The organism is Bordetella sp. MIP270_01_BMS (assembly GCF_054958705.1).
This window is the reverse complement of the sequence record NZ_CM143297.1, coordinates 3,094,462-3,117,301: the sequence shown is the minus strand read 5'-3', so window position 1 is coordinate 3,117,301 and position 22,840 is coordinate 3,094,462. Positions and strand designations below refer to the sequence as shown.

Annotated in this window: 21 protein-coding genes and 1 riboswitch; of the genes, 8 read left to right on the top strand and 13 right to left on the bottom strand. The window is 66.3% G+C overall.

The features are described 5' to 3' along the window. Nucleotides 1-10: 10 nt before the first annotated feature. Nucleotides 11-1,123, bottom strand: coding sequence for a CCA tRNA nucleotidyltransferase (locus ACV17W_RS14605; RefSeq protein WP_462593051.1), 1,113 nt, complete (start codon nucleotides 1,121-1,123; stop codon nucleotides 11-13). Further along, a complete protein-coding gene (locus tag ACV17W_RS14600; RefSeq protein ID WP_462593050.1) occupies nucleotides 1,120-3,207 on the bottom strand; it encodes a lytic transglycosylase domain-containing protein in 2,088 nt (695 codons plus the stop codon). The genes ACV17W_RS14605 and ACV17W_RS14600 overlap by 4 nt, the downstream gene beginning before the upstream one ends. A gap of 11 nt (nucleotides 3,208-3,218) precedes the next feature. Between ACV17W_RS14600 and ACV17W_RS14595 the strand changes: the two genes are divergently transcribed. The 5 genes from ACV17W_RS14595 (at nucleotide 3,219) to ACV17W_RS14575 (ending at nucleotide 8,356) form a co-directional block, all read left to right on the top strand. Continuing rightward, a complete protein-coding gene (locus tag ACV17W_RS14595; RefSeq protein WP_462593049.1) occupies nucleotides 3,219-3,899 on the top strand; it encodes a 5-formyltetrahydrofolate cyclo-ligase in 681 nt (226 codons plus the stop codon). A 314-nt stretch (nucleotides 3,900-4,213) separates the two neighbouring features. After that, nucleotides 4,214-5,647, top strand: coding sequence for a circularly permuted type 2 ATP-grasp protein (locus tag ACV17W_RS14590; protein ID WP_462593048.1), 1,434 nt, complete (start codon nucleotides 4,214-4,216; stop codon nucleotides 5,645-5,647). Between the two features lies 1 nt (nucleotide 5,648). Further along, nucleotides 5,649-6,590, top strand: coding sequence for an alpha-E domain-containing protein (locus ACV17W_RS14585; protein WP_462593047.1), 942 nt, complete (start codon nucleotides 5,649-5,651; stop codon nucleotides 6,588-6,590). 18 nt (nucleotides 6,591-6,608) lie between these two features. Continuing rightward, a complete protein-coding gene (locus ACV17W_RS14580) occupies nucleotides 6,609-7,412 on the top strand; it encodes a transglutaminase family protein (RefSeq protein WP_462593046.1) in 804 nt (267 codons plus the stop codon). A gap of 83 nt (nucleotides 7,413-7,495) precedes the next feature. Continuing rightward, the gene (locus tag ACV17W_RS14575) at nucleotides 7,496-8,356 is read left to right on the top strand and encodes a peptidase (protein ID WP_462593045.1); all 861 of its coding nucleotides are present in this window, start codon (nucleotides 7,496-7,498) and stop codon (nucleotides 8,354-8,356) included. 258 nt (nucleotides 8,357-8,614) lie between these two features. On the opposite strand, the gene ACV17W_RS14570 is transcribed toward ACV17W_RS14575, so the two are convergent. The 11 genes from ACV17W_RS14570 to metK all read right to left on the bottom strand — a co-directional run bounded on the left by ACV17W_RS14570 (nucleotide 8,615) and on the right by metK (nucleotide 19,855). Beyond that, a complete protein-coding gene (locus tag ACV17W_RS14570) occupies nucleotides 8,615-9,589 on the bottom strand; it encodes a Bug family tripartite tricarboxylate transporter substrate binding protein (RefSeq protein WP_462593044.1) in 975 nt (324 codons plus the stop codon). A gap of 25 nt (nucleotides 9,590-9,614) precedes the next feature. Next, nucleotides 9,615-10,640, bottom strand: a complete 1,026-nt coding sequence (locus ACV17W_RS14565) for a dipeptidase (protein ID WP_462593043.1) — start codon at nucleotides 10,638-10,640, stop codon at nucleotides 9,615-9,617. Between the two features lie 50 nt (nucleotides 10,641-10,690). Beyond that, nucleotides 10,691-11,968: an NAD(P)/FAD-dependent oxidoreductase gene (locus ACV17W_RS14560; RefSeq protein WP_462593042.1), complete on the bottom strand. Its 1,278-nt coding sequence runs from the start codon at nucleotides 11,966-11,968 to the stop codon at nucleotides 10,691-10,693. 380 nt (nucleotides 11,969-12,348) lie between these two features. After that, nucleotides 12,349-13,197 (bottom strand): methylenetetrahydrofolate reductase [NAD(P)H], encoded by an 849-nt coding sequence (metF, locus tag ACV17W_RS14555; RefSeq protein WP_462593041.1) that lies wholly within the window; start codon nucleotides 13,195-13,197, stop codon nucleotides 12,349-12,351. A 13-nt stretch (nucleotides 13,198-13,210) separates the two neighbouring features. Then, complete coding sequence (locus ACV17W_RS14550) at nucleotides 13,211-13,546, bottom strand: phage holin family protein (protein ID WP_462593040.1); 336 nt, start codon at nucleotides 13,544-13,546, stop codon at nucleotides 13,211-13,213. A 78-nt stretch (nucleotides 13,547-13,624) separates the two neighbouring features. Further along, on the bottom strand, nucleotides 13,625-15,043 hold the full coding sequence (gene ahcY / locus ACV17W_RS14545; RefSeq protein ID WP_462593039.1) for an adenosylhomocysteinase: 1,419 nt from the start codon (nucleotides 15,041-15,043) through the stop codon (nucleotides 13,625-13,627). 99 nt (nucleotides 15,044-15,142) lie between these two features. Continuing rightward, nucleotides 15,143-15,263: riboswitch (S-adenosyl-L-homocysteine riboswitch) on the bottom strand. Nucleotides 15,264-15,375: 112 nt separating this feature from the next. Then, nucleotides 15,376-16,014 carry a LysE family translocator gene (locus ACV17W_RS14540; protein WP_462593038.1) on the bottom strand — a complete coding sequence of 213 codons (639 nt, stop codon included), beginning with the start codon at nucleotides 16,012-16,014 and terminating at the stop codon, nucleotides 15,376-15,378. A 188-nt stretch (nucleotides 16,015-16,202) separates the two neighbouring features. Beyond that, the gene (locus tag ACV17W_RS14535; RefSeq protein WP_462593037.1) at nucleotides 16,203-17,255 is read right to left on the bottom strand and encodes a glycosyltransferase family 4 protein; all 1,053 of its coding nucleotides are present in this window, start codon (nucleotides 17,253-17,255) and stop codon (nucleotides 16,203-16,205) included. A gap of 97 nt (nucleotides 17,256-17,352) precedes the next feature. Next, nucleotides 17,353-17,598, bottom strand: coding sequence for a DUF1289 domain-containing protein (locus ACV17W_RS14530; RefSeq protein ID WP_462593036.1), 246 nt, complete (start codon nucleotides 17,596-17,598; stop codon nucleotides 17,353-17,355). Nucleotides 17,599-17,672: 74 nt separating this feature from the next. Next, nucleotides 17,673-18,554 (bottom strand): alpha/beta fold hydrolase, encoded by an 882-nt coding sequence (locus ACV17W_RS14525; protein WP_462593035.1) that lies wholly within the window; start codon nucleotides 18,552-18,554, stop codon nucleotides 17,673-17,675. Between the two features lie 137 nt (nucleotides 18,555-18,691). Further along, nucleotides 18,692-19,855 (bottom strand): methionine adenosyltransferase, encoded by a 1,164-nt coding sequence (metK, locus tag ACV17W_RS14520; RefSeq protein WP_462593034.1) that lies wholly within the window; start codon nucleotides 19,853-19,855, stop codon nucleotides 18,692-18,694. A 272-nt stretch (nucleotides 19,856-20,127) separates the two neighbouring features. Here metK and ACV17W_RS14515 point away from each other — a divergent pair, with 272 nt between their 5' ends. From ACV17W_RS14515 to dapF, 3 genes are read left to right on the top strand one after another with little or no spacing between them, the layout of a single operon-like run. Beyond that, complete coding sequence (locus ACV17W_RS14515) at nucleotides 20,128-21,015, top strand: lysophospholipid acyltransferase family protein (RefSeq protein WP_462593033.1); 888 nt, start codon at nucleotides 20,128-20,130, stop codon at nucleotides 21,013-21,015. After that, the gene (locus ACV17W_RS14510; RefSeq protein ID WP_462593032.1) at nucleotides 21,008-21,898 is read left to right on the top strand and encodes a lysophospholipid acyltransferase family protein; all 891 of its coding nucleotides are present in this window, start codon (nucleotides 21,008-21,010) and stop codon (nucleotides 21,896-21,898) included. Before ACV17W_RS14515 ends, ACV17W_RS14510 begins: the two co-directional genes overlap by 8 nt. Before the next feature lie 21 nt (nucleotides 21,899-21,919). Further along, complete coding sequence (gene dapF / locus ACV17W_RS14505; protein WP_462593031.1) at nucleotides 21,920-22,834, top strand: diaminopimelate epimerase; 915 nt, start codon at nucleotides 21,920-21,922, stop codon at nucleotides 22,832-22,834. Nucleotides 22,835-22,840: the final 6 nt, after the last annotated feature.

Genomic DNA, 22,840 nt, shown 5'->3' with positions numbered 1-22,840 from the left:
GCAGTACGCATCAAAGGGTCTGCAGGTCTGACAGCGCCTGCAGGCGCGCCTGCTGCAGCGCGGGCTTGATGCGCGCCGGGTCGCCGGCGCACTGGCGGGCGATCGCACCGGCGTCGACCCTGCGCACCGCATCGACGCGCCGCCGCCATGCCTCGGGGTCGACGGGCGTCACCACGGCCGCCGCCTGCATCAATGCCGCGTATCGGTCGGGCTTGCGCAGCGCGTCGCACGATTCGATCAACGCCAGCTGCTCGCGCGGATCCTCGGCATGCGCACCTTCCAGCACGCGCGGCAGCAGTCGCGCCTGGTCACCGCATTCTGCGGGCACGCGCAACCGCTTTCCCAGCTCGTCGCGCTGGGGCGACAGGCGGCACAGCAAGGCATAGCGCCCGGGCAAGGGCAAGCCGCCCTCGGCAGCGCGATCCAGGTCGGCGGCGACGGTGTCAACGGCCTGCAACTGCGGCATGACGCGCGACAATGCGCCCGATTGTTCAAGCACATCGAGCATGCGCGACGGCGCCGACGCCATCAGCCCGCGCGACACTTCCTTCCAGACCCGTTCAGGCACCAGCGCATCGGCCTCGCCGGCCAACACCATGGCCCGGCATAGCGCCAGCGTTTCAGGCGCGACGGTAAAATCACCAAAGCGGGCGGCGAAACGCGCCAGGCGCAGAATGCGCACCGGATCCTCGCCGAACGCCTCGCCCACGTGGCGCAGGACCCGCGCCTGGACATCGGCGGAACCGTTCAACGGATCGAGCAGCCGGCCGTCGGGCGAGCGGGCAATCGCATTGACGGTGAGGTCGCGACGCTGCAAGTCCTGCTCGAGCGTGACGTCGACACCGGTATGGAAAGTGAAACCCCTGTAGCCCCGGCCCGACTTGCGCTCGGTGCGCGCCAGCGCGTATTCCTCTTTGGTGCGGGGGTGCAGGAATACCGGGAAGTCGCCCCCTACTGGAATGAACCCGCGGCGCGCCATTTCTTCGGGCGTGGCGCCCACGACGACCCAGTCGAGGTCGCCGGGAGGCAGTCCCAGCAGGTCATCGCGCACGGCGCCGCCCACGACATAGACCTGCAGGCCGGCGCAATCGGGATCGCCCTCCGGGCCCACGGCCGCGCTCACGGCAGTTCGGCCTTGCGCACGGCCGGCGGATCGATCTGTCCCAGCCTGGCCTTGAGCGACTGCGGCTGCCCCGTGAACAGCGCGGCGTAGTAAGTGGCGTTGGACATGACGTGCTTCACGTACAGCCGGGTTTCGGTGAACGGTATGGTCTCGGCGAATATTGCGCCTTCTACCGGATGCGCCAGGGTGGCGCGCCAGTTGCGTGGCCGGCCCGGCCCCGCGTTATAGCCGGCGCTGGCCAGCACCTGCGAGCCATCCAGACCTTCGAGCACGATGTTCAGATAGTTTGTGCCCAGAATGGTGTTGGTGTCGAAATCATTGACCGTGGCGGGCGAAAAATCGGCCATGCCGATCTTGCGCGCGACCCATTTGGCGGTGGCAGGCATCAGCTGCATCAGCCCGGACGCGCCCACATGCGAGCGCGCGTTGCTGACGAATCGCGATTCCTGGCGTATCAGGCCGTACACCCACGCGGGGTCGAGCGCGATGGAATTGGCCTGCGCCGTCACGCGCCCTTCGAAGGGCGCGATGTAGCGCTGGGTGAAGTCCACTTCTTTCTCGGTGCGCTCCGAGGTGTTGACGACGCGGTCGTAGATGTCTTCGGCCCGGGCCAGTTCGGCGGCCGCGAGCAATTGACGGTCGGACATGCCGCGCAAGGCGTGATTCCATTCGCCCACCGCTTCGGAACGCCAACCCAGGCGGAACAGGTGCACGGCGCGCTGCAGGCCCGCGTTGGCGCGGGCTTCGCGCATTTCGGCATCGGTGATGGGTGCCGGGCGAGGCGGCACGGTGATGACGCGACCCAGTTCTTCAGCGGCCAGCTGCCCGTAGAAGTTGTACTGCCCGGCGATGCTCTCGTAGGCCTGCCGCGCTTGCGCGTCGCGGCCCAGGGCGGCGTGTCCCCGCGCCTTCCAGTACACCCAAACGGCTTCGGACTGTTGCGAGGCCGGCATGTGTTCGATGGACTCGATGACCCAGCGCCAGTCGATCCTGGGCTGGCGCAGCGCCGAGCGCACGCGCCAGGCTCCGTTGTATTCGGTGAGCTCGACCGTGTTGCCCACCTCGCGATACCAGGCGTCGGCACGGCTGTCCAGGTTCAGCGCCGCGATAAGGGCAAACTGGCTGCGCACCCAGGCCAGGTTCGACTTCGGCAAGGTGCGGGACCATTCTCGACGCACGTAGGCATCTCCCACGTCGAGATCCTGCCGGGCCAGGCGCGCCAGCGCCACCGTCACCAGCTCCTTCTCGTTGCGGCCCACGCGCTGGCGATTCTGCCGCGTCAACCATTTCATGGGGCTCTTGAGTATCGCGTCGAAAGCCTTCTGGTCGGCGGGCTCGAACAAGTATTCGGCAAACTTGCGCGCATCGGCCGTGCGATCGGTTTCGATGGCGGCCCGCAGTTGCGGCTGCAGGTGGTCCCAGCCCAGCACGCCATCGGCCACCAGCTGGTCATACAGATTCCAGCAATCGCGGCCGGGCGCAAAAATGTCGAGCGCCTCGCTGGCCTGGGCGCGCTGGCCGGTCAGGTGGCGGGCTTCGAGACTGGCGCATTGCACCTGCGCACCGGCACCCGGCACATTGCCGAGCTCGCGCACGGTTTCGAAATCGCCGCGACGCGCCGACGCCTGGATCCAGTTGCTGCGCAGCCGGTCGGCGAGATAGCTGCCGGAGTAATCCTGCAGGAAGCGCGCTATCTCGGCCCTGGGCACGACATTGCCGGGCGGATTCCACAACTGGTAGTTCAACAGCCAGTACTGCGGGTAATAACCCAGCTGGTCGCCACGGGCCTGCGGCGCCAGCATGGCCAGCACCGACCATTGCTTGCGCTGGTTGGCCTCTCGCGCCGCGACCACGGCCTGCAGGGCCGGCGTTTCAGGGGTGGCAGGCAGGCCCGCCAGCTTGGCCGGCGGCACCGCAATGACCGGGCGCCCGGTGGATGCAGCGTCACTGGCCAGACGCGGCTGCTGTGCATCGACCGATGTGCACGCAGCGGTGAAAAGCGCCAGCACGGGCAGCCAGCGGCGCCCGCGCGGCTCGGCCCGGGCCGATTTCTGATAAGGTCTGGATTCAAGCCACTGACGCATTGCCGACCCGCATGAACACTCCAAATTCCGAACAGAATAACGCAGTCGCGTTACGCACGCGATTGCGGCAAGCCCGCGCAGCGCTGCCTGAGGCGCAGCGCAACCGGGGCGGCCTGCTGATGCGGGGCCGCCTGTTCACGTGGTTGAATGCCGTGCGCGAACAGGCTGCCAAACGCGGGCGGCCGGGCCCAGCCACCATAGCAGCTTTCTGGCCACTGAATGGCGAACCCGACCTGCGCCCCCTGCTCGACCAATGGGCGCAAGGCGGCGTCAGCCTGGCGTTGCCCGCCATACGGGCCGCGGGAGAACCCCTGGAATTCCGCGCCTGGACGCCTGGCGACGCACTCACTCCCGGGCCATACCAGGTGCAGGAACCCTCACCCGACCGTCCGGTGCTTCGCCCAGACGTGGTCCTGGTGCCAACGCTGGGCTACACCAATCAGGCCGACCGCCTGGGCTACGGCGGCGGCTATTACGACCGTACCCTGGCCGCCCTGCGCGACACCGGTCACGACTTCACCGCCATAGGCATTGCCTGGAACGAAGGCCTGCTCGACCACGACTACGAACCGGCCGCTCACGATGTGCGCCTCGATGCCGTGCTGACACCCGACGGCTGGGTGCCCGAGCCGCCTTTGCTCGGCCCGGGCGCCCCCACGGGCGGCACGATAGGGTCATACGTGTTGCGCTGAAGCGCCAGGTTTACCAAGCTTGACAATCGCGCGCATGACGCGGGCGCGAGGCGCACGCTCCTGGGGCCGCAGGGCTGCGCCAATCGGGTGCACGCACGCAAGTGGTGCCCACTGCGGGGCATCCCTGCTACCTGCCTTGCAGCCCTTCTGCTAAAACGAACACGAAACCACGGTGTCCGCACGCCGCGCGCGCCGCGCTGCAGTTGGCATCAAGCTTGCTTGACTTTTCAACGGCGCAGTCAGTGCGCCCACGCTTCGGGCCGCAGGCTCCATCCGGACCACCCGGCGGGCCCGTCGCGCACACAGGAGGAGCCATGCAGCATCCCCAGCCGGCACCCGCTGCCGCCTATGACGAGATGGTCGACGCGCAAGGCGCAGTACGGCCGCATTATCAGGCGTTTTCAGAATGGCTGGCCCAGCAGCCCCCCGACGCCATGGCCACCCGGCAAATCGAAGCCGACCTGAACTTCCGGCGCGTGGGCATCACGTTTTCCGTGGCCGGCGATGAAGCCGGCACCGAGCGGCTGATTCCGTTCGACCTGATTCCGCGCATCATTCCCGCGGACGACTGGCAGCGGCTGGACGCGGGCCTGAAGCAACGGGTGCGCGCGCTGAACCTGTTCATCCATGACATCTATCATGACCACAACATCGTGCGGGCCGGCGTGGTGCCCGCCGAACAGGTGTTTCTGAATGCGCAGTACCGCCCCGAGATGCAGGACGTGGACGTGGCGGAAGACATTTACTGCCATATCGCTGGCGTCGACATCGTGCGGGCAGGCGCGGGCGAGTTCTACGTGCTGGAAGACAACCTGCGCGTGCCATCCGGCGTGTCGTACATGCTCGAGAACCGCAAGATGTCCATGCGCCTGATGGCGGAAGCCTTCAGCCGCATCAACGTGAGGCCGGTGGCGCATTATCCGGACCTGCTGCTGGACAATCTGCGCGAAGTCGCGCCTGGCAATATCGAGAGCCCCACGGTGGTCGTGCTGACGCCCGGCATGTACAACTCGGCCTACTTCGAACACGCCATCCTGGCCCAGCAAATGGGCGTCGAGCTGGTGGAAGGACAGGATCTGTTTGTCGAACAGAACGCGGTATACATGCGCACGACGCACGGGCCGCGCCGCGTGGACGTGATCTACCGGCGGGTCGACGACGACTTTCTCGATCCCCTGAGCTTTCGCGCCGACTCTGCGCTGGGGGTGCCCGGGCTGCTGTCGGTGTACCGCGCGGGACGCGTGACCCTGGCCAATGCCATCGGAACGGGTATCGCCGACGACAAGTCCACGTATCAGTACGTGCCCGACATGATCCGCTTCTATCTGAAAGAAGAGCCCATCCTGTCCAACGTGCCGACCTGGCGCTGCTCCCGGCGCGACGAGATGTCGCACGTACTGGCCAACATGCACGAACTGGTGGTCAAGGAAGTGCACGGTTCTGGCGGCTACGGCATGCTGGTGGGCCCGTGCGCCACGCGCGCGCAGATCGATGCCTTCAAAGAGCGCGTGCGCAGCCGGCCGGACAACTACATCGCGCAGCCCACGCTGGCGCTGTCTACCGTGCCGACCTATGTCGAGTCGGGGGTGGCGCCGCGCCACGTCGACCTGCGGCCTTATGTGCTGTGCGGCAAGGATATACGCAGCGTGCCCGGCGGCCTGTGCCGCGTGGCCCTGACCGAGGGCTCGCTGGTGGTCAACAGCAGCCAGGGCGGCGGCACCAAAGACACGTGGGTACTGGGAGACTGACATGCTGAGCCGTACCGCCGACCATCTTTTCTGGATGTGCCGCTATATCGAGCGGGCCGAGAACACCGCGCGCATGCTGGACGTCAATCTGCAGATGTCGCTGCTGCCGCAGGACCAGCAGGCCCGCGACGCCCTGTGGAAGGCCGTGCTGCATATTTCTGAATTGCAGCATGGCTACGACGCGCGATATCCCGCGGTGACCCCGACCGATGTGCTGCACTACATGGTGCGCGAGCCCACCAACCCGTCGTCCATCTACGCCAGCATACGCGCGGCCCGCGAAAACGCCCGTGCCGTGCGCGGCAGCCTGACGACCGAAGTCTGGGAGACCTACAACACCACCTGGCTGCAGCTGCAGCGGCATTTGCAAGAACAGTTGCCCGAACGCGACCCGGGCAAATTCTTCGAATGGGTGAAGTTCCGCGCCCATGTGGCACGCGGTGTGACCATAGGCACCATGCTCGAAGACGAAGCGCTTTACTTCATGCGCCTGGGCATGAATCTGGAACGGGCCGACAACACCGCGCGCTTGCTGGACGTGAAATTTCACGAAGAAGACGGCGACACCCCCGCCCGCGCCAGCGAGTTCTATCGCTGGTCGGCGCTGCTGAGTTCCCTGTCCGGCCTGGAGATCTACCGCAAGGTGTATCGTGACGTGATGACCCCCGACAGAGTCGCCGATCTGCTGATCCTGCGCGCGGACATGCCGCGTTCACTGCTGGCCACCGTGCAGGCGCTGACCGAAGACCTGCACCGCGTGTCGAATCAGCGCTCGGCCGAAACCGAAAGGCGTGCCGGCCTGCTGCACGCCGAACTGCGATACGGACGTGTCGAGGACATTCTGCGCGGCGGCCTGCACCGCTACCTGGAACGCTTCCTGGATCGCATCAATGACCTGGGCAACCGCATCAGCCAGGATTTTCTCGTGCCGCTGGCGGCCTAGCGCCTAACGGAGCATCGCATGAAGCATTTCATCAGGCACGTCACCCAATACCACTACACCGCGCCGGTCGGCTACAGCATCCAGACGCTGCGCCTGACCCCGCGCGGCGACGAGCACCAGCGCACCCTGCGCTGGCGCATCGAGGCCCCCGGCATACTGGAACAACAGGTGGATGCCTACGGCAACATCACGCACATGCTGACCCTGACACGGCCGCACGAAAACATCGAACTGTGCGTGACGGGCCAGGTCGAGATCGCGCCGCTGCAAGAAGGACGCCTGCGCTACGAAGAGAACCGCCTGCCCGTGCATGCCTATTGCCTGCAGACTCCGCTGACCCAGGCCGACGAGATCATCCGCGACTTCGCGCACTCCGCGCTGCCGGCCGGCCTGCGTACCCCGGCTGATGTGCTGGAGCTGGCCGGCGCCATCTGCGATCGCGTCATGTACGAACCGGGCACCACCGACGTGACGACGGCCGCGAGCCAGGTACTGGCTCTGGGCCACGGCGTATGCCAGGACCACGCACACCTGTTCCTGGCTTGCGTGCGCGGCCTGGGCGTGCCGGCGCGCTATGTCAGCGGCTACCTTTATACCGAAGCCGAGCATGCCGCCAGCCACGCCTGGGCGGACGTCTGGCTCGACGGCGAGGGCTGGATCAGCGTGGACATCACGAACCGTCAGTTTGCATCGGACTGCCATTGCAGGCTGGCGGTGGCGCGCGACTACGACGCGGCCGCGCCGGTGCGCGGCGTGCGGCACGGCGGCGGCGAAGAATCGATGACGGTCTCGGTGCACGTGCAGAAAGCCGCGCAGCAATAAATTAGGGCCGGTACCGGCACGGCGGCGCGGCGCCCGGGCCCGTCTGCCCCTACAATACGCCAGCTGTTCTAAACCCTAAGACCATGACCTATTGTGTAGCCGCCCGCCTGGATGCGGGCCTGGTTTTTCTGTCCGACTCGCGCACCAATGCTGGGGTAGACCAAGTCAGCGTCGCCCGCAAGCTCAATGTGTTCGAGCAGCCCGGCGACCGCGTCATGGCGCTGCTCACGTCCGGCAATCTGGCCATCAGCCAGGCCGTGGTGAACCTGCTGGCCCAGCTCGACGTCGGCAGCCCCGATTCTCTGTGGTCAGCCCCCGATATGTTCGAGGCGGCTCGCCGCGTGGGCAACGCCGTGCGCCGCGTCTACGAGCGCGACGCCGAAGCCCTGAACGAGCATGGCGTCGACTTCAACATCAACCTCATATTCGGCGGCCAGATCGGCACCGAACGCTGCCGCCTGTTCCAGATCTATTCCGCCGGCAATTTCATCGAAGCCAGCGCCGACAGCCCCTATGTGCAGATCGGCGAAGCCAAGTACGGCAAGCCCATCCTCGATCGCGTGCTGCAGCCTGATACCCCGCTGGACGAAGCCGCCAAATGCGCGCTGATTTCAATGGACTCGACGCTGCGGTCGAATATTTCGGTGGGCTTGCCACTGGATATGCTGGTGTACGAAAGCGGCGCGTTGCGGGTGACGCACTTCGCCCACATCGATGAGGACAATGAATACTTCCGGATGATCCGCAAGACCTGGGGCGCACGCCTGCGCCAGGTCTTCACCGAGATTGCCGACCCCGTCTGGACCGAAGCCCCGGCCTCTGACTCGCTCGCGGCGGCGGGGCGGCTGTATCAACCCCAGCCCATGACGCCGGACGGCGGCACCTCGACGCCGGCCACCTTGCAGGTGCTGGCGCAAGACCCCGGTCAATCGCAGGCGAGCTGAGCCGCGCGGGGCCCGGCCAAGTCAGCGCCCTCTACCCGAAACGCGCGGGAGAGAACGGCGCCATGGCCTGCATATCCTGCCGGCCATCACGCTTTGCGCCACCATGCGGCCCGTCACGGCCGCCGGCGTCAGGCCCCGGTGGCCGTGGCCCAGCGCCCGGGTCACGGGAGGTGTGCCCCTTCGCGCCGCACGTCAGCCTGGCGGCAGTGCGACGGCATGATGCGCATGCCTTCGCGCCGCCACCGCCGCCCTGGGGCATCACTTCTTGACGTTCTCGGCCAGGCCCAGTTTCTTGACGATTTCGCCTTCCAGCTCGAATTGATCCACGGCGTACTTGGCGTAGTCTTCCGTGTTCATGTAGCTTTCCTGCATGCCGAACTGATAGAGCGCGTCCTGGAATTCCTTGGTATCCGCGACCTGCTTGAATACATCGTGCAGCTTCTTCACCACCGCCGGGTCCATGTCCTTCGGTCCGATGATGCCCATCGGTGCAAAGATGGGCGGGGTGCCGTCGACTTCTTCCAGCGTGGGGGTGTCCGGGAACTGCGGCGCGCGCTGGGCGCCCCAGGTGACCAGCATGCGCATCTTGCCCGAGTTGACCATGGGCAGAATGGTGGTCGAACCGGCATAGACATCCAGGAAACCGCCCATGACGGCTGGAATCACTTCGGATTCGCCCTTGAAGGGAATGTGCCGCCACTTGATGCCGTGGCGCGCCGCCGATTCTTCCATCATTACATTGGAAAAACTGCCCACGCTGGCCGTGCCATAGGTGATTTTCTCAGGGTTCGCCTTGGCGTATTCCAACAGGTCGTTGAAGGTCTTGAAAGGGGAATCGGCCAGTACGGCCGCACCCACCGTGTAGCCCGCCAGGGCCACGATGTAGGTGAAGTCCTTGAGCGGGTCGTAGCCCACGTCGGCAATGTGCGGCATGCGCAACGTGGGGCTCAGGATGACGGCCAGCGTATACCCGTCGGGGCGGGCTCCGACCATCGCCTTCGAACTGAGCGTGGCGCCCGCACCGCCGCGGTTTTCGACGATGATGGTCTGACCCAGGATGGGTTCGGACAGTTCAGCCAGCCGGCGCGCCACCATATCGGTAGAGCCCCCGGCGTTGTAGGGCACGATCAGGCGTATCGGGCGGTTCGGATATTCGCTGGCTGCCGCGGGCGCGGCGCCCACCAGGGTAGCTACGGCGGCCAGGCCGGCCATCCATTTGGAGATTTTCTTCATACGTTCCTCGTTGATACGGTGCCGCTTATTTCGCCACGGACCAGATGGCGCCGAAAGCACGCTGGAAGTTGGCACCGAGCACGCCTTCGATCTGGGAAGCGCTCAAGCCGCCCTCTTCCAGGGCCTGCGTGATGCGCGGGAACTGCACGGGCGTGGGGATTTCCTCCGGGTACCTGGCTTCCATGACATCGCCGAAAGCGCTGGAAAAATCGCCCCCCGACGCCGCGTATTTCGTACGCGACATCACCATGACGTGACGCACGGCTTCATAGGTTTCGACCGACGGATAGTCGGTGCCGATACCTACGTGCTCGTAGCCCACCAGGTTGCCGATGTGTTTGATGTTGGCCACAAAGTCTTCCAGCGTGGGACGCTGCCCCGCCTTGCCGCGCCACAGGAGGTAGGCGTGGATGCTGCAGCCGATCACGCCGCCTGTATCGGCAACCGCGCGTATGACGTCGTCCGACTTGTTGCGCGGGCGCTCGATCACGGCATTGGCGTTGGCGTGCGTAAGCAATACCGGCCGGGTGCTGTGGCGCGCGGCGTCCAGGCACGTTTGCGGAGTGCAGTGGCTCAGGTCGATGGCGATGCCGACCCGGTTCATTTCTTTGACCATGTCGATGCCCAGCATTGACAGGCCGGCGTTGCGCTTTTCCAGGCAGCCGTCGCCGATGAGGTTCGCTTCGTTGTAGGTCAGCTGAATCACCCGGATGCCCAGCGTATGGAAGAGCTGGACGCGATCGATCTGGTCGCCCAGCGGCTTGGCGTTCTGCCAACCCATGATCAGCCCCAGCTTGCCCTGCTGCTTGGCTTTGGCGATGTCTTCGACATTCTGCACGAGCAGCCACGAACTGGACGGATCCAGGGCGCGCTCGCGCCAGGTGACGGCATCGCGAAGCGCTTCTTCGAACCCGGCGCTCATTTCCGTGACCGTGAGGTTGATGGCGCTGACGCCGCCCGCCAGCATGTCGCGAGTGTCGCCGTCGCTGAAAAACACCAGGCCGTCTATGACGACTGATTTGCGATGCAGCGCTTCAGATGTTGCGCTCATTGGAATTTCCTCCTGATGCAAACGATGGGGGGTGACCCCATTCCGTTGATCTATAAAAAACGCGCGAGGCGGAATGCGCCCATATCGGCCTGAGGCCGCGCGCCCACTATCAAGTCTTTCATGGCCTCGCCGGCGGCCGGGCCGATGCCGAAACCATGGCCGGAAAAGCCGGAGGCCAGGTAAAAGCCCGGGATCGCATCCACCGCGGACATCACCGGCAGCGCGTCGGGCGTGACGTCGATGTAGCCCGCCCACGACTGTGTCACCTGCGCCTGGTGGAATCCGGGAAACGCATCGGTAAGGTTACGCCAGGCCTGTCGCAGGCCCGCCTTCGATGGTTGCGGATCGAGCACGCGCGTACGTTCGAACGGGGTGATCCGGTCTAGCCCGAACCGCCTGGGCGTGGCCAGTTCCTGGAAGAAGCGCTTGCCGATGCGCAGGCGAACGAAATCGCGGTTGCGCAGCCAGCTTTTGAAAAAGCGGCCCATCAGCCGGAAGTTGTCGGGAACCAGATCCGCCATGGAGGCCCCGAACTGGGCAACGGTGTAGCCGCCATCGCTGCGCTGGCGACACGTGAAGTTCTTGCCATTGATTGCCGCCGCGGGCCCGTTTTCGACGGCCGTGGTACGCAATACCGAGCCGCGCACCTTGAGCTGGGGAAACTCGACACCCAGGTTGCCGCAGAACAGGCGAGACCATGCTCCCCCTGCCAGCAGCGCCGAAGAGGTTCGCACCACGCCGTGTTCGGTGACGACCGCACTGAGCCTGCCGGCACTTTGTTCCAATCCGCGCACGGCACAGTTCTCGACAATCAGCGCCCCGGCCTCGCGGGCGAGGTCAGCGATACGCTGCGTGGCAATGCCGGGTTCGGCCACACCGTCGCTGCGGCTGTACATGGCACCGGACCAGGGCCTGCGCGAAGCGGGAAGCAGCGATGCCAGCGCGTCGCCCGGGATGAGGGCCGCATCGACGCCGTAGTCGCGCACGCTGTTCAGCCACTGCTGGTGCTGCTGCAGGTCGGCTTCCGTCTCCTGCAAGTACAGCACGCCCGAGTTGCGGAATCCCACGTCCCGCTGCGCGTGGATTTCTTGCCACAGTTGTTTCGCCCTGATGGCCAGCGGCACCTCGGCGGGATCGCGGCCCAGCGTACGTACCCAGCCCCAGTTGCGGGAAGACTGCTCTGCCCCGATACGGCCTTTTTCGAATACCGCCACCTGCACACCGGCTCGCGCCAGGGCGTAAGCCGTGCTGACCCCCACGATGCCGCCACCGATCACCACGACATCGATTGCTGCAGGCAGCTTGGCCGCCATCCCTGTTGTCGCCATTTAATATCGCTGTTCGATAAATTAATTTGCAATGCGATATTTATACGCTTGAGCCGGGTGTTCGCGCAATAAGGAAATCCCGCAAGGCGCGGCCGCCGCCCCCGGGCGCCCGGGGCGCGCCGGGGGTCGAGAGACGCCGTTTCGCGACTTTCGCCTCGTATAAAGCGGGTGACGGTGACGACCACGCGTGCGCTGCCTTGCCGTGCGCGCTACGAGTTGCGGGAATTGCGCTGCGGTGCGGGACTTCGCCGCTTTCGACCCCTACGCGGTAGAGACCGGCCCCGGCGGGGCTGCCAGCGACACCGCCCGCCTTGAACGGGCGCACGCCGCGCGCCCGGCTCCGGTTGCACCGGGCCAGGCCACTGCCGCGACGGTCTCGCTCAGGCGGACAGATCCAGCTCGCGCCAGATGGCCATCGTGGCTTCGGACTGGTTCAGCGTGTAGAAATGCAGGCCAGGTGCGCCATTGTCGAGCAGCGTCTGGCACAGTTCGCTGACCACGTCGACACCGAACGCGCGGATCGATGCCTTGTCGTCGCCGAATTCGGCCAGGCGCAGCCGTATCCAGCGCGGAATCTCGGCGCCGCACATTTCGGAAAACCGCACCAATTGCGTGTGGTTGGTAATGGGCATGATGCCGGGCACGATCGGGATGGTCACGCCCTGGGCTTGCGCGCGGTCGACAAAGTCGAAGTACGCATCGGCATTGAAGAAGTACTGCGTGATGGCCGCATCGGCGCCGGCATTCACCTTGGCCACGAAGTGCTGCAGATCGGCCGCCGGGCTGTGCGCCTGCGGATGCATTTCCGGGTAGGCGGCGACTTCGATGTGAAACGCATCGCCGGTTTCTTCGCGGATGAACGCGACCAGATCGGCCGCGTAGCGCAATTCACCGGCGTCGCCGCCCATGCCCGAGGGCAAGTCGCCGCGCAATGCCACCAGGCGCCGAACGCCCTGTTCGCGATACGCGGCCAGGATTTCGCGCAACCCGGCGCGGGTCGCACCTATGCACGACAAATGCGGGGCGGCGTCGCAACCCATGTTCTGCAGCATGCGCACCGTATCGGCCGTGCCGGCACGGGTGGAGCCACCCGCCCCGAACGTGACGCTGACATAACGCGGCTGCATGGCCAGCATCTGCTTGGCCGCGCGCACCAGCCGTTCTTGGGCGGCGATGTCGCGCGGGGGGAAAAACTCCAGGCTCAGGGCGGCGGGGGTAGGTACGGTCATCAGTGGGAAAGAATCAGGGAATCAGGCGCGAAAGCAGGCCGGAAATAATGCTGTACAGAATGGCGCCCGCCACGGCCCACCAGAATCCATTGACCTGGAAGCCCCGCAGAATCGACCCCGCCAGCCAGAAGAGCAAGGCGTTGAGCACGATCAGGAACAGGCCCAGCGTGATGATCGTGATGGGCAGCGTCAGCAAAACCAGCACCGGTTTCACCAGCATGTTCAGCAAACCCAGCACCAGCGCGGCGATCAGGGCCGAACCGAAACTGGCCACGGCGATACCGGGCAGCAGGTAGGCCACGACAAGCAGGGCAACGGCGTTCAAGAGCCAGACGAGAATCAAGGTCATTGCGGTCTCCGGTTGGGCGCCAGCAGAGTGGCAGGGCCGCCGCGCCAGCCGGCGCGGCGAGGCCTATTGTGCTACAGATCAGTAGCGGTAGTGCTCAGGCTTGTAAGGGCCTTCGACGGGCACATTGATGTATTCCGCCTGCTCCGGACGCAGCTCGGTCAGCTTGGCGCCCAGCTTCTGCAGATGCAGGCGCGCGACCTTCTCGTCGAGATGTTTGGGCAGCACATAGACCTGGCCACGCACGTAGGCGTCATTGCGAGTGAAGAGTTCGATCTGCGCAATGGTCTGGTTGGCAAACGACGACGACATCACGAACGAAGGGTGGCCCGTGGCGCAGCCCAGGTTCACCAGACGCCCCTTGGCCAGCAGGATGATGCGCTTGCCATCCGGAAAAATCACGTGGTCGACCTGGGGCTTGATCTCTTCCCACTGGCAGCCTTCCAGCCCGGCAACGTCGATTTCGTTGTCGAAGTGGCCGATGTTGCACACGATGGCCTGGTCTTTCATGGCCTCCATGTGCTCACGCGTGATCACATGGTAGTTGCCGGTGGCCGTCACGAAGATGTCAGCGTGCGGCGCCGCTTCTTCCATGGTGACGACGCGGTAGCCTTCCATCGCGGCCTGCAGCGCGCAGATCGGATCGACTTCGGTGACCCACACCTGGGCGCGCAAGGCGGCCAGCGCCTGCGCGCAGCCCTTGCCCACGTCGCCATAACCGGCCACGACGGCGATCTTGCCGGCCACCATGACATCGGTGGCACGCTTGATGCCGTCGACCAGCGACTCGCGGCAGCCATACAGGTTGTCGAACTTGGACTTGGTGACCGAGTCGTTGACGTTGATGGCGGCAAAGGCCAGTTCGCCTTTTTGCGACATCTGGTACAGGCGGTGCACGCCCGTGGTGGTTTCTTCGGTAACGCCGCGGATTTCAACCAGGCGGGTCGAATACCACTTCGGGTCGCGCGCCAGCGTGGCCTTGATGGACGCGAACAGCACGCGCTCTTCGTCGCTGCCGGGCTTGGACAGCACGCCGGCGTCCTGCTCGGCGCGCGCACCCAGGTGCAGCAGCAGCGTGGCGTCGCCCCCGTCGTCGAGAATCATGTTCGCGTGGCGCCCTTCGGGCCATTCGAAGATGCGGTGCGTGTACTGCCAATATTCTTCAAGAGTTTCACCCTTGACCGCGAACACCGGGGTGCCGGTCGCGGCGATGGCGGCGGCGGCATGGTCTTGCGTCGAGAAAATATTGCACGAGGCCCAGCGGACTTCAGCGCCGAGCGCCACAAGCGTCTCGATCAGCACGCCGGTCTGGATGGTCATGTGCAGACTGCCCGCGATGCGCGCGCCTTTCAGCGGCTGGCTGGCGGCGAACTCCTCTCGGATGGCCATGAGGCCGGGCATTTCGGTTTCGGCGATGGCCAGTTCGCGTCGGCCCCAGGCGGCCAGCGACATGTCGGCAACGTGGTAATCGGCAACGGCTTGGTCGGATACGGTGTTCATGTTGGTGCTCCGGTAAAAAGTCAACGGCAATGCGCGTCGCGGACGGCCGTGCGGAACACCCATGTAAGAGTGGGCGCCCGCCTTTATCGCCCGCTGCGACAAAGGTGAGCGCCGTTGCTGGGCGCCGCCGGGGCGGCGCCTGTTGAGATTCCTGAGCCTGGCGACCCCAACCGGCGCCCATGGTCTGGGGCCAGGGATCGTCGCAGCGCTCCTCAGGACTGAATGGAATTGTACCGGGTGCCGTCAGGCGTGCAAGCTCTCGTTCCAACCCGTGCCGGGCTACAAACGGCCAGCAAGGGGCCAGGCGGCCCCCGGCACGTGCCCGCCATGCCTCAGGACTGCCGCCGGGTCAGGGCCAGCATCAGGGCCAGGGCGAGCATCACGCTTCCAGCCGCTTTCTCGAGCCATCCCGCGGGCCACCGCCGTCTGGCTCCAGACTGGAAAAGCGCGCCCGTTCCGATTGCCACCGCCACGCCCGCCAACGTATTGAACACGACGCAGATCGTGCCCAGCAGCAATAACTGCGGTGTTACCGGCGCCGCGCCGTCGACGAACTGCGGCAGAAAGGCCAGGAAAAAAAGCGCGGTCTTCACATTGAAAAGTTCCACGGCGGCGCCATCCCGGGCGGCCCGTAACGCCGCGGCCCTGCTCGCACCGTCCGGCCGTGCCACGCGCGCGCTGGCTGCGGCTTGCGGAGCACGTGCAAACATCATGCGCAGGCCCAGGTAGACCAGGTACGCCACACCGCAATACTTGATCACCGAGTACGCGACGGAAGACTGCGCAATCAATAGCGACAGGCCCAGCGCGGCAGCTGCCACATGCGCCATGCCCCCCGCGGCGGTGCCACAGCAGGAGGCCAGGCCCATTCGCCGTCCGCCCTGTGCCGCGCGGGCGGCGATGTAAAGCAGGCCGGGGCCAGGTGTCATGGCCAGGACGGCGGCCGCCAGGAGAAAGGGGCCCAGCATCATGATGGCACTCGCAAATTGGGGTTGCCCCAAGGACAGCAAGTGCCATGCCGTCAACGAGGCAGATGCTCGTGCCGCTGCACGCATCGGCAACTGGACGCGCAGCGCCGGGTCACGCATCTTGCCGTCCGCCAGCTGCGCCAGCCGCCACGCGCGCCCCCGCAAGGCGTGGGGCCACGCTACGGAGTGCGTCAAGCCGGGCGGGGCGGGCTCGCGACGGCGGGAGATTGGGCCGCGCCGGCGGCTTTCAGCGGTACGAGCGCCGCCAGCAAGTCCTGCGCGATCTTTTCCCAAGTGTGCTTGAGCGCGCCCTCTCGCACCCCGGCCCGGCCGAGTTCGAGCGCCTGGCGGCAGGCGATGCCCAGATCGTCATTGATGAATCCCGTAGCGCCGGCCTCGATCACCGCCAGCGGCGCCTCGGAGTGGAATGCAGCCACCGGCGTGCCGCAGGCCATGGCCTCCAGCATGACCAGGCCGAAGGTGTCCGTCAGGCTGGGAAACACGAACACGTCGGCGGCCGAGTACAGGGCGGGCAGCGCCTGGTCGGATTGCATGCCCAGGAAACGGGCTTGCGGGTACGACTTGCGCAGGCGTGCTTCGTCGGGACCCGCGCCCACCACCACTTTGGTGCCCGGCAGATCCAGCGACAGGAAGGCATCCAGGTTTTTCTCGCGCGCCACGCGGCCCACACTCAGGAACACCGGCCTGGGCAGGCCGGCGTAGGCGTCGCGAGGCCCCGGACGGAAATGCGAGGCGTCGACGCCTCGCGACCACACCCGCAGATTCGCCAGCCCGCGAGCCGCCACGATGTCGCGCACAGTGGGAGTCGGTACCAGCACGCATGCCGATGGTCGATGAAACCATCGCATGTACCGCCACGGCAGCGACGCGGGAATACCCATGCGAGCCTGCAGATAGTCCGGAAACAGGGTATGGAACGAAGTCGTGAATCGCCAGCCGCGCCGCCACGCCATACGGCGCGCGGCCAGGCCCAACGGCCCTTCGGTGGCGATGTGCAGCGCGTCGGGCACAGTGTCGCCCAGCACGCGCCGCAGTTGCCGGCCCGGTGTCAGGCAGAGCCGCAGTTCGGGCTCGGAAGGCGCGGGCACCGTGCGGGCGCCGGCAGGGCTGACGACAATCAGTTCGTGGCCCCACGAAGTCAGCAACCTCTGCATGGTGGTCCAGGTGCGGACCACGCCATTCACCTGGGGTGGCCAGGCGTCGGTAACAAGCACGATACGCATGCGCATCCTCCGCGCTCGGAAACAAGCAATATGCGGATTTAGCCTGCGATATGTGACCGCACCAAGTCAGGCGGGCCGAGGTGAGGGCGCCGTAGAATCAGCCTTTGCGGCGCGGATAGCCCTGGGCGCGGATACGCTGCCACACGACCTGCTTTTCCTGGTCGTCCATGAAAACCCAGTTGGACACCTCGGCCGCCGTACGGCCGCAGCCCCGGCAGATTTCGTCGAACAGCGTCGAGCATACGGCCACGCACGGAGAATCGGTGGCGGTAAAAGCTTGTTTGGAAGCGTCGGCGCAAACGGAATCGGGCGCGCCCGGGCTCTTGATGGGGGTGTTGCTCATGCGGCGCAGCTTACCACCCTCAGTGCGTCCCTATTTTGATGCCCCTGCTGGCCTGGCGGATTGCGCCCCGGCGGTCAGGTGAACAGCCGGGCGGCCTCTTCCAGCACGCGTTCGGGCAGTTCCTCGGCCAGATAGTGGGCGCCGGGCCAGGGCCCGCCTGCCACGTCGCGCGCCACCGCCCGCCACAGGCCCAGTACGTCGAAGTTGCAGCCCACGGCACCGCGCTCGCCCCAGAACACGCGGGTGGGCGGGATCAGGCGTTCGCCATTCAGGCGGCCGGCGCGATCATGCTCCAGGTCGATCGTGGCCGACGCCCGGTAGTCTTCGCAAATGCCGGTCGCCCATCCCGGCAGCCGGGCGCAGCGCTCGTACTCCGCCAGGGCGCGCGGAGCGAACAGCGCCATGCCCCCCGGGCGCCCGCCCATCACCGCGCGCACATAGAAAGCCGGGTCGTGCCCGATCATGGTCTCGGGCAGCGGCGCGGGCTGCGTCAGCCAGAACCAGTGGTAGTAGGCCTGGGCGAAAGCGCGCGTCGTGCCTTCGTACATATCCAGCGTGGGCGCGATGTCGAGCAGCATCAAGCGCCGCACCCGGGCCGGATGATCCAGCGCGAGCCGGTGCGCCACGCGCGCGCCCCGATCGTGCGCCAGGATGTCGAAGGTATCGAACCCCAGCGCATTCATCAGTTCTGTCATGTCGCGCGCCATCTCGCGCTTGGAGTGCGCGACGTGTCCCGGCGCGGCCGGCGGCTTGCTGCTGTCGCCATAGCCCCGCAGGTCCGCGGCCACGCACGTATGCCGCCGCGTCAGCTCCGGCCAAACGCGATGCCAGATGACGTGGGTCTGCGGATGCCCGTGCAGCAGCAGCAGCGGGGCGCCCGCGCCCTGTACACGGGCGGCGATGGTCACCCCATTGACGTCGAAAGCCTGGATGGGCAAATCGAATAAGTCGGTCACGGTCGCTCCGTTGGTCGAGGCAGGGCATCGGGCGCCTGCCCGGGCCGGGGTCGCGCGCCGCAGCCCGCAACGCGCACGCCGGCGTGTGGCGCGCCCGTGCCATGCCCGGCCGCCTGTGGGGCGCCGGGCAACAGGCGTCAGACGGCCTGCTTCAAGGCAGGGGCCTTGTCGATGGCTTCCCAGGAAAACTCGGGCTCGGCGCGACCGAAGTGACCGTAGGCGGCCGTCTTGGTGTAGATCGGGCGCAGCAGGTCCAGCATATTGACGATGCCCTTGGGGCGCAGGTCAAAGTGCTCGCGCACCAGCTTGGCGATCTGCTCGTCGGGAACGACGCCGGTGCCCTCGGTGTAGACCGTGATGTTGATGGGCTCGGCCACGCCGATCGCGTAGCTGACCTGCACCTGGCACTGGCGCGCCAGACCGGCGGCCACGATATTCTTGGCCACGTAGCGCGCCGCATAGGCCGCCGAACGATCGACCTTGGAGGGATCCTTGCCCGAGAACGCTCCGCCGCCATGAGGGCAGGCGCCGCCGTAGGTATCGACGATGATCTTGCGGCCGGTGAGGCCGCAGTCGCCCTGCGGGCCGCCGATGACGAAGCGGCCGGTGGGGTTCACGAGGAATTTGGTCTTGGGCGTGATCAGGCCGTCCGGGAAGCTCGGCTTGATGATGTCTTCGATGACGGCCTCGTGGATGGCCGACTGAGAAATCTCGGGCGAATGCTGCGTGGACAGCACCACCGTATCGACCTCGACCGGACGGCCGTCGACATAGCGGAACGTCACCTGAGACTTGGCGTCGGGCCGCAGCCACGGCAGGCGGCCGTCTTTGCGCAGTTCGCTCTGGCGCTGCACCAGGCGGTGCGCGTACCAGATTGGCGCCGGCATCAGGTCGGGGGTCTCGTCGCAGGCGTAGCCGAACATCAGGCCCTGGTCGCCGGCGCCCTGGTTCAGGTAGTCTTCAGAGCTGCGGTCGACACCCTGGGCGATATCGGGCGACTGCTTGTCGTAGGCCACCAGCACCGCGCAGCCCTTGTAGTCGATACCGTAATCGGTGTTGTCGTAGCCGATGCGGCGGATCGTGTCGCGCGCGACCTGGATATAGTCGACATTGGCCTTGGTGGTGATCTCACCCGCCAGCACGACCAGACCGGTGTTGCACAGCGTTTCGGCCGCCACTCGAGCATTGGGGTCTTGAGTGAAGATGGCGTCGAGAATGGCGTCGGAAATCTGGTCGGCGACTTTGTCCGGATGCCCTTCCGACACGGATTCAGAGGTAAAGAGGAAATCGTTATTGGCCACGGATACGTCCTTTAAGCGCAGGCGCTGCCGGCGCGCAGGGTTGACGAGGCGCGTAGCGCTCCCGATCTGGACCTGCCTGAGACGATCTGGGCGCGACGCTTTAGCGGATTTTGCCCGATACGCATGCCGCGCCCCGGGCGTCGCCCCGCAAGTTGTCGGTTAACTCGGCGACTGCCCGCATTTTAGGCGAAAATGCCCGGTTCATGCAGACCGCCTGAATCTAACGATATACCGCGCGTGCCCTCTGCGCGCCCCTGCCGCTACCCATTTGCATGCTGCTTGCCCTGTTCCGCGCCGTTGCCCTCTTACCCCTGCCCCTGTTGCATGCCGTCGGGCGGGCGCTGGGCGTGGCAGTCTATCTCTGCCCGGGCCGCTACCGGCAGCGGTTGCGCGCCAACGCGGCGCAGGCCGGGTACACCGATGCCGCTTTCGCGCGGCGCGCGGCCGCGGAAACCGGCGCCATGATGCTGGAAATGCCCAAGGTGTGGTTTCGCAATTCCGACAGCCTGGCCATGGCCGTTTCCGACAGCTTCCAGGTGGTCCGGGACGCACGGCAGGCTGGCCGCGGCATCCTGTTCCTGACCCCGCACCTGGGCTGTTTTGAAATCACGGCGCGCTACATCGCGGCGAACCAGGTACCCATGACGGTCATGTTCCGTCCGCCACGCATTGCCGCGCTGGCGCCGCTGCTCGATACGGCGCGCAATACGTCCGACCTGACCGCCGTGCCGGCCACGCGGCAGGGGGTGCGCGAGTTCGTGCGCGCGCTGCGCCGCGGCGAATCCATCGGGCTGCTGCCCGACCAGGCCCCGGGCGAAGGCGAAGGCGTGTGGGCGCCCTTCTTCGGACGCATGGCCTACACCATGACCTTGCCCGGCAGGCTTGCGGCACAGACCAAGGTCGCCGTCATTGTGGTCGCGGGCGAGCGCCTGCCGCGCGGGCGCGGCTGGCGCCTGCATTTCGAGCAAGTGCCCGAGCCGCTGCCTGACGATCCGCAGGCACAGGCGGCGCTGTTCAACTCAGCCATGGAAAATCTGATCCGCCGCATACCGCATCAGTATCTCTGGAGCTACAACCGCTACAAAACGCCGCGCGGCGCGCCTCCTGCGCCTCCCATGCCGGCCGCCGATTCCACCGAGCCGACTGCTGCCCATGACTGATTTCAAGACACGCGCTCTCGCCGCGCTGTTCGCCTGGTTCGGCCGCATGCGTCCGGCAAACCGCCAGCGCCTGGGAGCGGCGTTGGGCTGGCTGACGCCCAGATTGGCGCGGTCGCGCGCGCGCATCGTGCGCCTGAATCTGCGCCTGTGCTTTCCCGATCAACCCGAAGCCGTGCGCGAACGCTGGCTGCGCGAGCATTTCCGCGCCCTGGCGCAGACCATCGTCGACCGCGGCGTACTGTGGTACGGCACGCCAGACGCCATTCGCGAGCTCGTCACGCAAACGGGCGCCGAGCGCATCAACGCCCTGGTGGCCGAAGGCCGGCCCGTGCTGCTGCTGGCGCCCCATTTCGTCGCGCTGGATGCGGCTGCCACCCGCCTCACCATGGAAGTGCCCAGCAGCGCCACCATGTACACGCCGCAAAGCGACCCCGCGGTGGACACGATCGTGCGTGAGGGCCGTGCACGCTTCAACGAAGTCTTCCTGGTCAGCCGCAAAGACGGGGTACGCGAACTCATCCGCCACCTGCGCGCCCCCAGGCCCGTGTATTACCTGCCCGACATGGACTTCGGCCGCAGCGGCGCCGTGTTCGTGCCGTTCTTCGGCGTGCCGGCCGCCACCCTGCTGGCCACGGCCCAGCTGGCCCGCAAATGGAACGCGGCCGTCCTGCCCGTCATCGATTTCTGGGACCCGTCCACCGGTCGCTACCACGTCGAAGTGCTGCCGCCGCTGGAAGACTTTCCGGGCGCGGACTCCCTCGAAGCGGCCACGGCCCGCCTGAACCGCGAGATCGAATCCTGGGTGCGCCGCTGCCCCAGCCAGTATTACTGGGTCCACCGGCGCTTCAAGACCCGGCCGCTGGGCGAGCGCAAGTTCTATTAGCGGCGCCCCCGCGGCCGCGTAATGGGCGATAATCCGTCGATGATCTGGAACTTCACCAAAATGCAGGGCGCGGGCAACGATTTCGTCGTGCTGGACGGCGTGCGCCAAGCCATCACCATGACCCCCGAGCGGGCCCGAGCCCTGGCCGACCGGCATTTCGGCGTGGGCGCCGACCAGATCCTGCTGGTCGAAGCCGCCACCGTACCCAACGCCGATTTCCGCTATCGCATCTTCAACGCCGACGGATCAGAGGTCGAGCACTGCGGCAATGGCGCACGCTGTTTCGTGCGGTTCGTGCACGAGCAGCACCTGTCCAGCCGCAATCCGCTGCGCGCCGAAATCGCGACCGGCATTCTGGTGCTCGACGAAGGCGAAGACGAACAAGTCACGGTAGACATGGGCGTCACCAGCTTCGACCCCGCCGCGCTGCCGTTCGACACTGCCGGCCTGGCCAGCACCACGCAGGGCGACGACACGCTGTGGCAGCTCGACTTGCCGGAGGCGCCCGCCGGCGGCCCCGCCACCGTCGCCGTGTCCGCCGTGGCGATTTCCAACCCGCATGCCGTGCAGCAGGTCGACGACGTCGACACCGCGCCGGTGGGCGCCGTCGGCCCCCTGATCGAACGGCACCCGCGTTTCGCGCGCCGCGTCAACGCCGGTTTCATGCAGGTGGTCGATCGCCACACCATCCGGCTGCGCGTCTACGAGCGTGGCGCCGGTGAAACCCTGGCATGCGGCACCGGCGCATGTGCGGCCGTCGCAGCCGGCATACGGCGCGGCCTGCTCGACACGCCGGTGCGTGTGCACACGCGCGGCGGCACGCTTACCGTCGACTGGAACGGCGAACGCCTGCGCATGACCGGCCCGGCAGCTTCCGTCTACACCGGCCAGATCGACATCGACAAACTGGTTTTTTCCATGGCCCTCGGCCGCTGATCCCCA

What these genes read in the sequence shown, in the direction of transcription:
- metF (WP_462593041.1), bottom strand. Translation starts at nt 13,197, where the DNA reads ATGACCGTACCTACCCCCGCCGCCCTGAGCCTGGAGTTTTTCCCCCCG.
- ACV17W_RS14570 (WP_462593044.1), bottom strand. Translation starts at nt 9,589, where the DNA reads ATGAAGAAAATCTCCAAATGGATGGCCGGCCTGGCCGCCGTAGCTACC.
- ACV17W_RS14590 (WP_462593048.1), top strand. Translation starts at nt 4,214, where the DNA reads ATGCAGCATCCCCAGCCGGCACCCGCTGCCGCCTATGACGAGATGGTC.
- ACV17W_RS14530 (WP_462593036.1), bottom strand. Translation starts at nt 17,598, where the DNA reads ATGAGCAACACCCCCATCAAGAGCCCGGGCGCGCCCGATTCCGTTTGC.
- ACV17W_RS14550 (WP_462593040.1), bottom strand. Translation starts at nt 13,546, where the DNA reads ATGACCTTGATTCTCGTCTGGCTCTTGAACGCCGTTGCCCTGCTTGTC.
- ACV17W_RS14580 (WP_462593046.1), top strand. Translation starts at nt 6,609, where the DNA reads ATGAAGCATTTCATCAGGCACGTCACCCAATACCACTACACCGCGCCG.
- ACV17W_RS14540 (WP_462593038.1), bottom strand. Translation starts at nt 16,014, where the DNA reads ATGATGCTGGGCCCCTTTCTCCTGGCGGCCGCCGTCCTGGCCATGACA.
- ACV17W_RS14585 (WP_462593047.1), top strand. Translation starts at nt 5,649, where the DNA reads ATGCTGAGCCGTACCGCCGACCATCTTTTCTGGATGTGCCGCTATATC.
- ACV17W_RS14600 (WP_462593050.1), bottom strand. Translation starts at nt 3,207, where the DNA reads ATGCGTCAGTGGCTTGAATCCAGACCTTATCAGAAATCGGCCCGGGCC.
- ACV17W_RS14560 (WP_462593042.1), bottom strand. Translation starts at nt 11,968, where the DNA reads ATGGCGACAACAGGGATGGCGGCCAAGCTGCCTGCAGCAATCGATGTC.
- ACV17W_RS14575 (WP_462593045.1), top strand. Translation starts at nt 7,496, where the DNA reads ATGACCTATTGTGTAGCCGCCCGCCTGGATGCGGGCCTGGTTTTTCTG.
- ACV17W_RS14510 (WP_462593032.1), top strand. Translation starts at nt 21,008, where the DNA reads ATGACTGATTTCAAGACACGCGCTCTCGCCGCGCTGTTCGCCTGGTTC.
- dapF (WP_462593031.1), top strand. Translation starts at nt 21,920, where the DNA reads ATGGGCGATAATCCGTCGATGATCTGGAACTTCACCAAAATGCAGGGC.
- ACV17W_RS14535 (WP_462593037.1), bottom strand. Translation starts at nt 17,255, where the DNA reads ATGCGTATCGTGCTTGTTACCGACGCCTGGCCACCCCAGGTGAATGGC.
- ACV17W_RS14565 (WP_462593043.1), bottom strand. Translation starts at nt 10,640, where the DNA reads ATGAGCGCAACATCTGAAGCGCTGCATCGCAAATCAGTCGTCATAGAC.
- ahcY (WP_462593039.1), bottom strand. Translation starts at nt 15,043, where the DNA reads ATGAACACCGTATCCGACCAAGCCGTTGCCGATTACCACGTTGCCGAC.
- ACV17W_RS14595 (WP_462593049.1), top strand. Translation starts at nt 3,219, where the DNA reads ATGAACACTCCAAATTCCGAACAGAATAACGCAGTCGCGTTACGCACG.
- ACV17W_RS14515 (WP_462593033.1), top strand. Translation starts at nt 20,128, where the DNA reads ATGCTGCTTGCCCTGTTCCGCGCCGTTGCCCTCTTACCCCTGCCCCTG.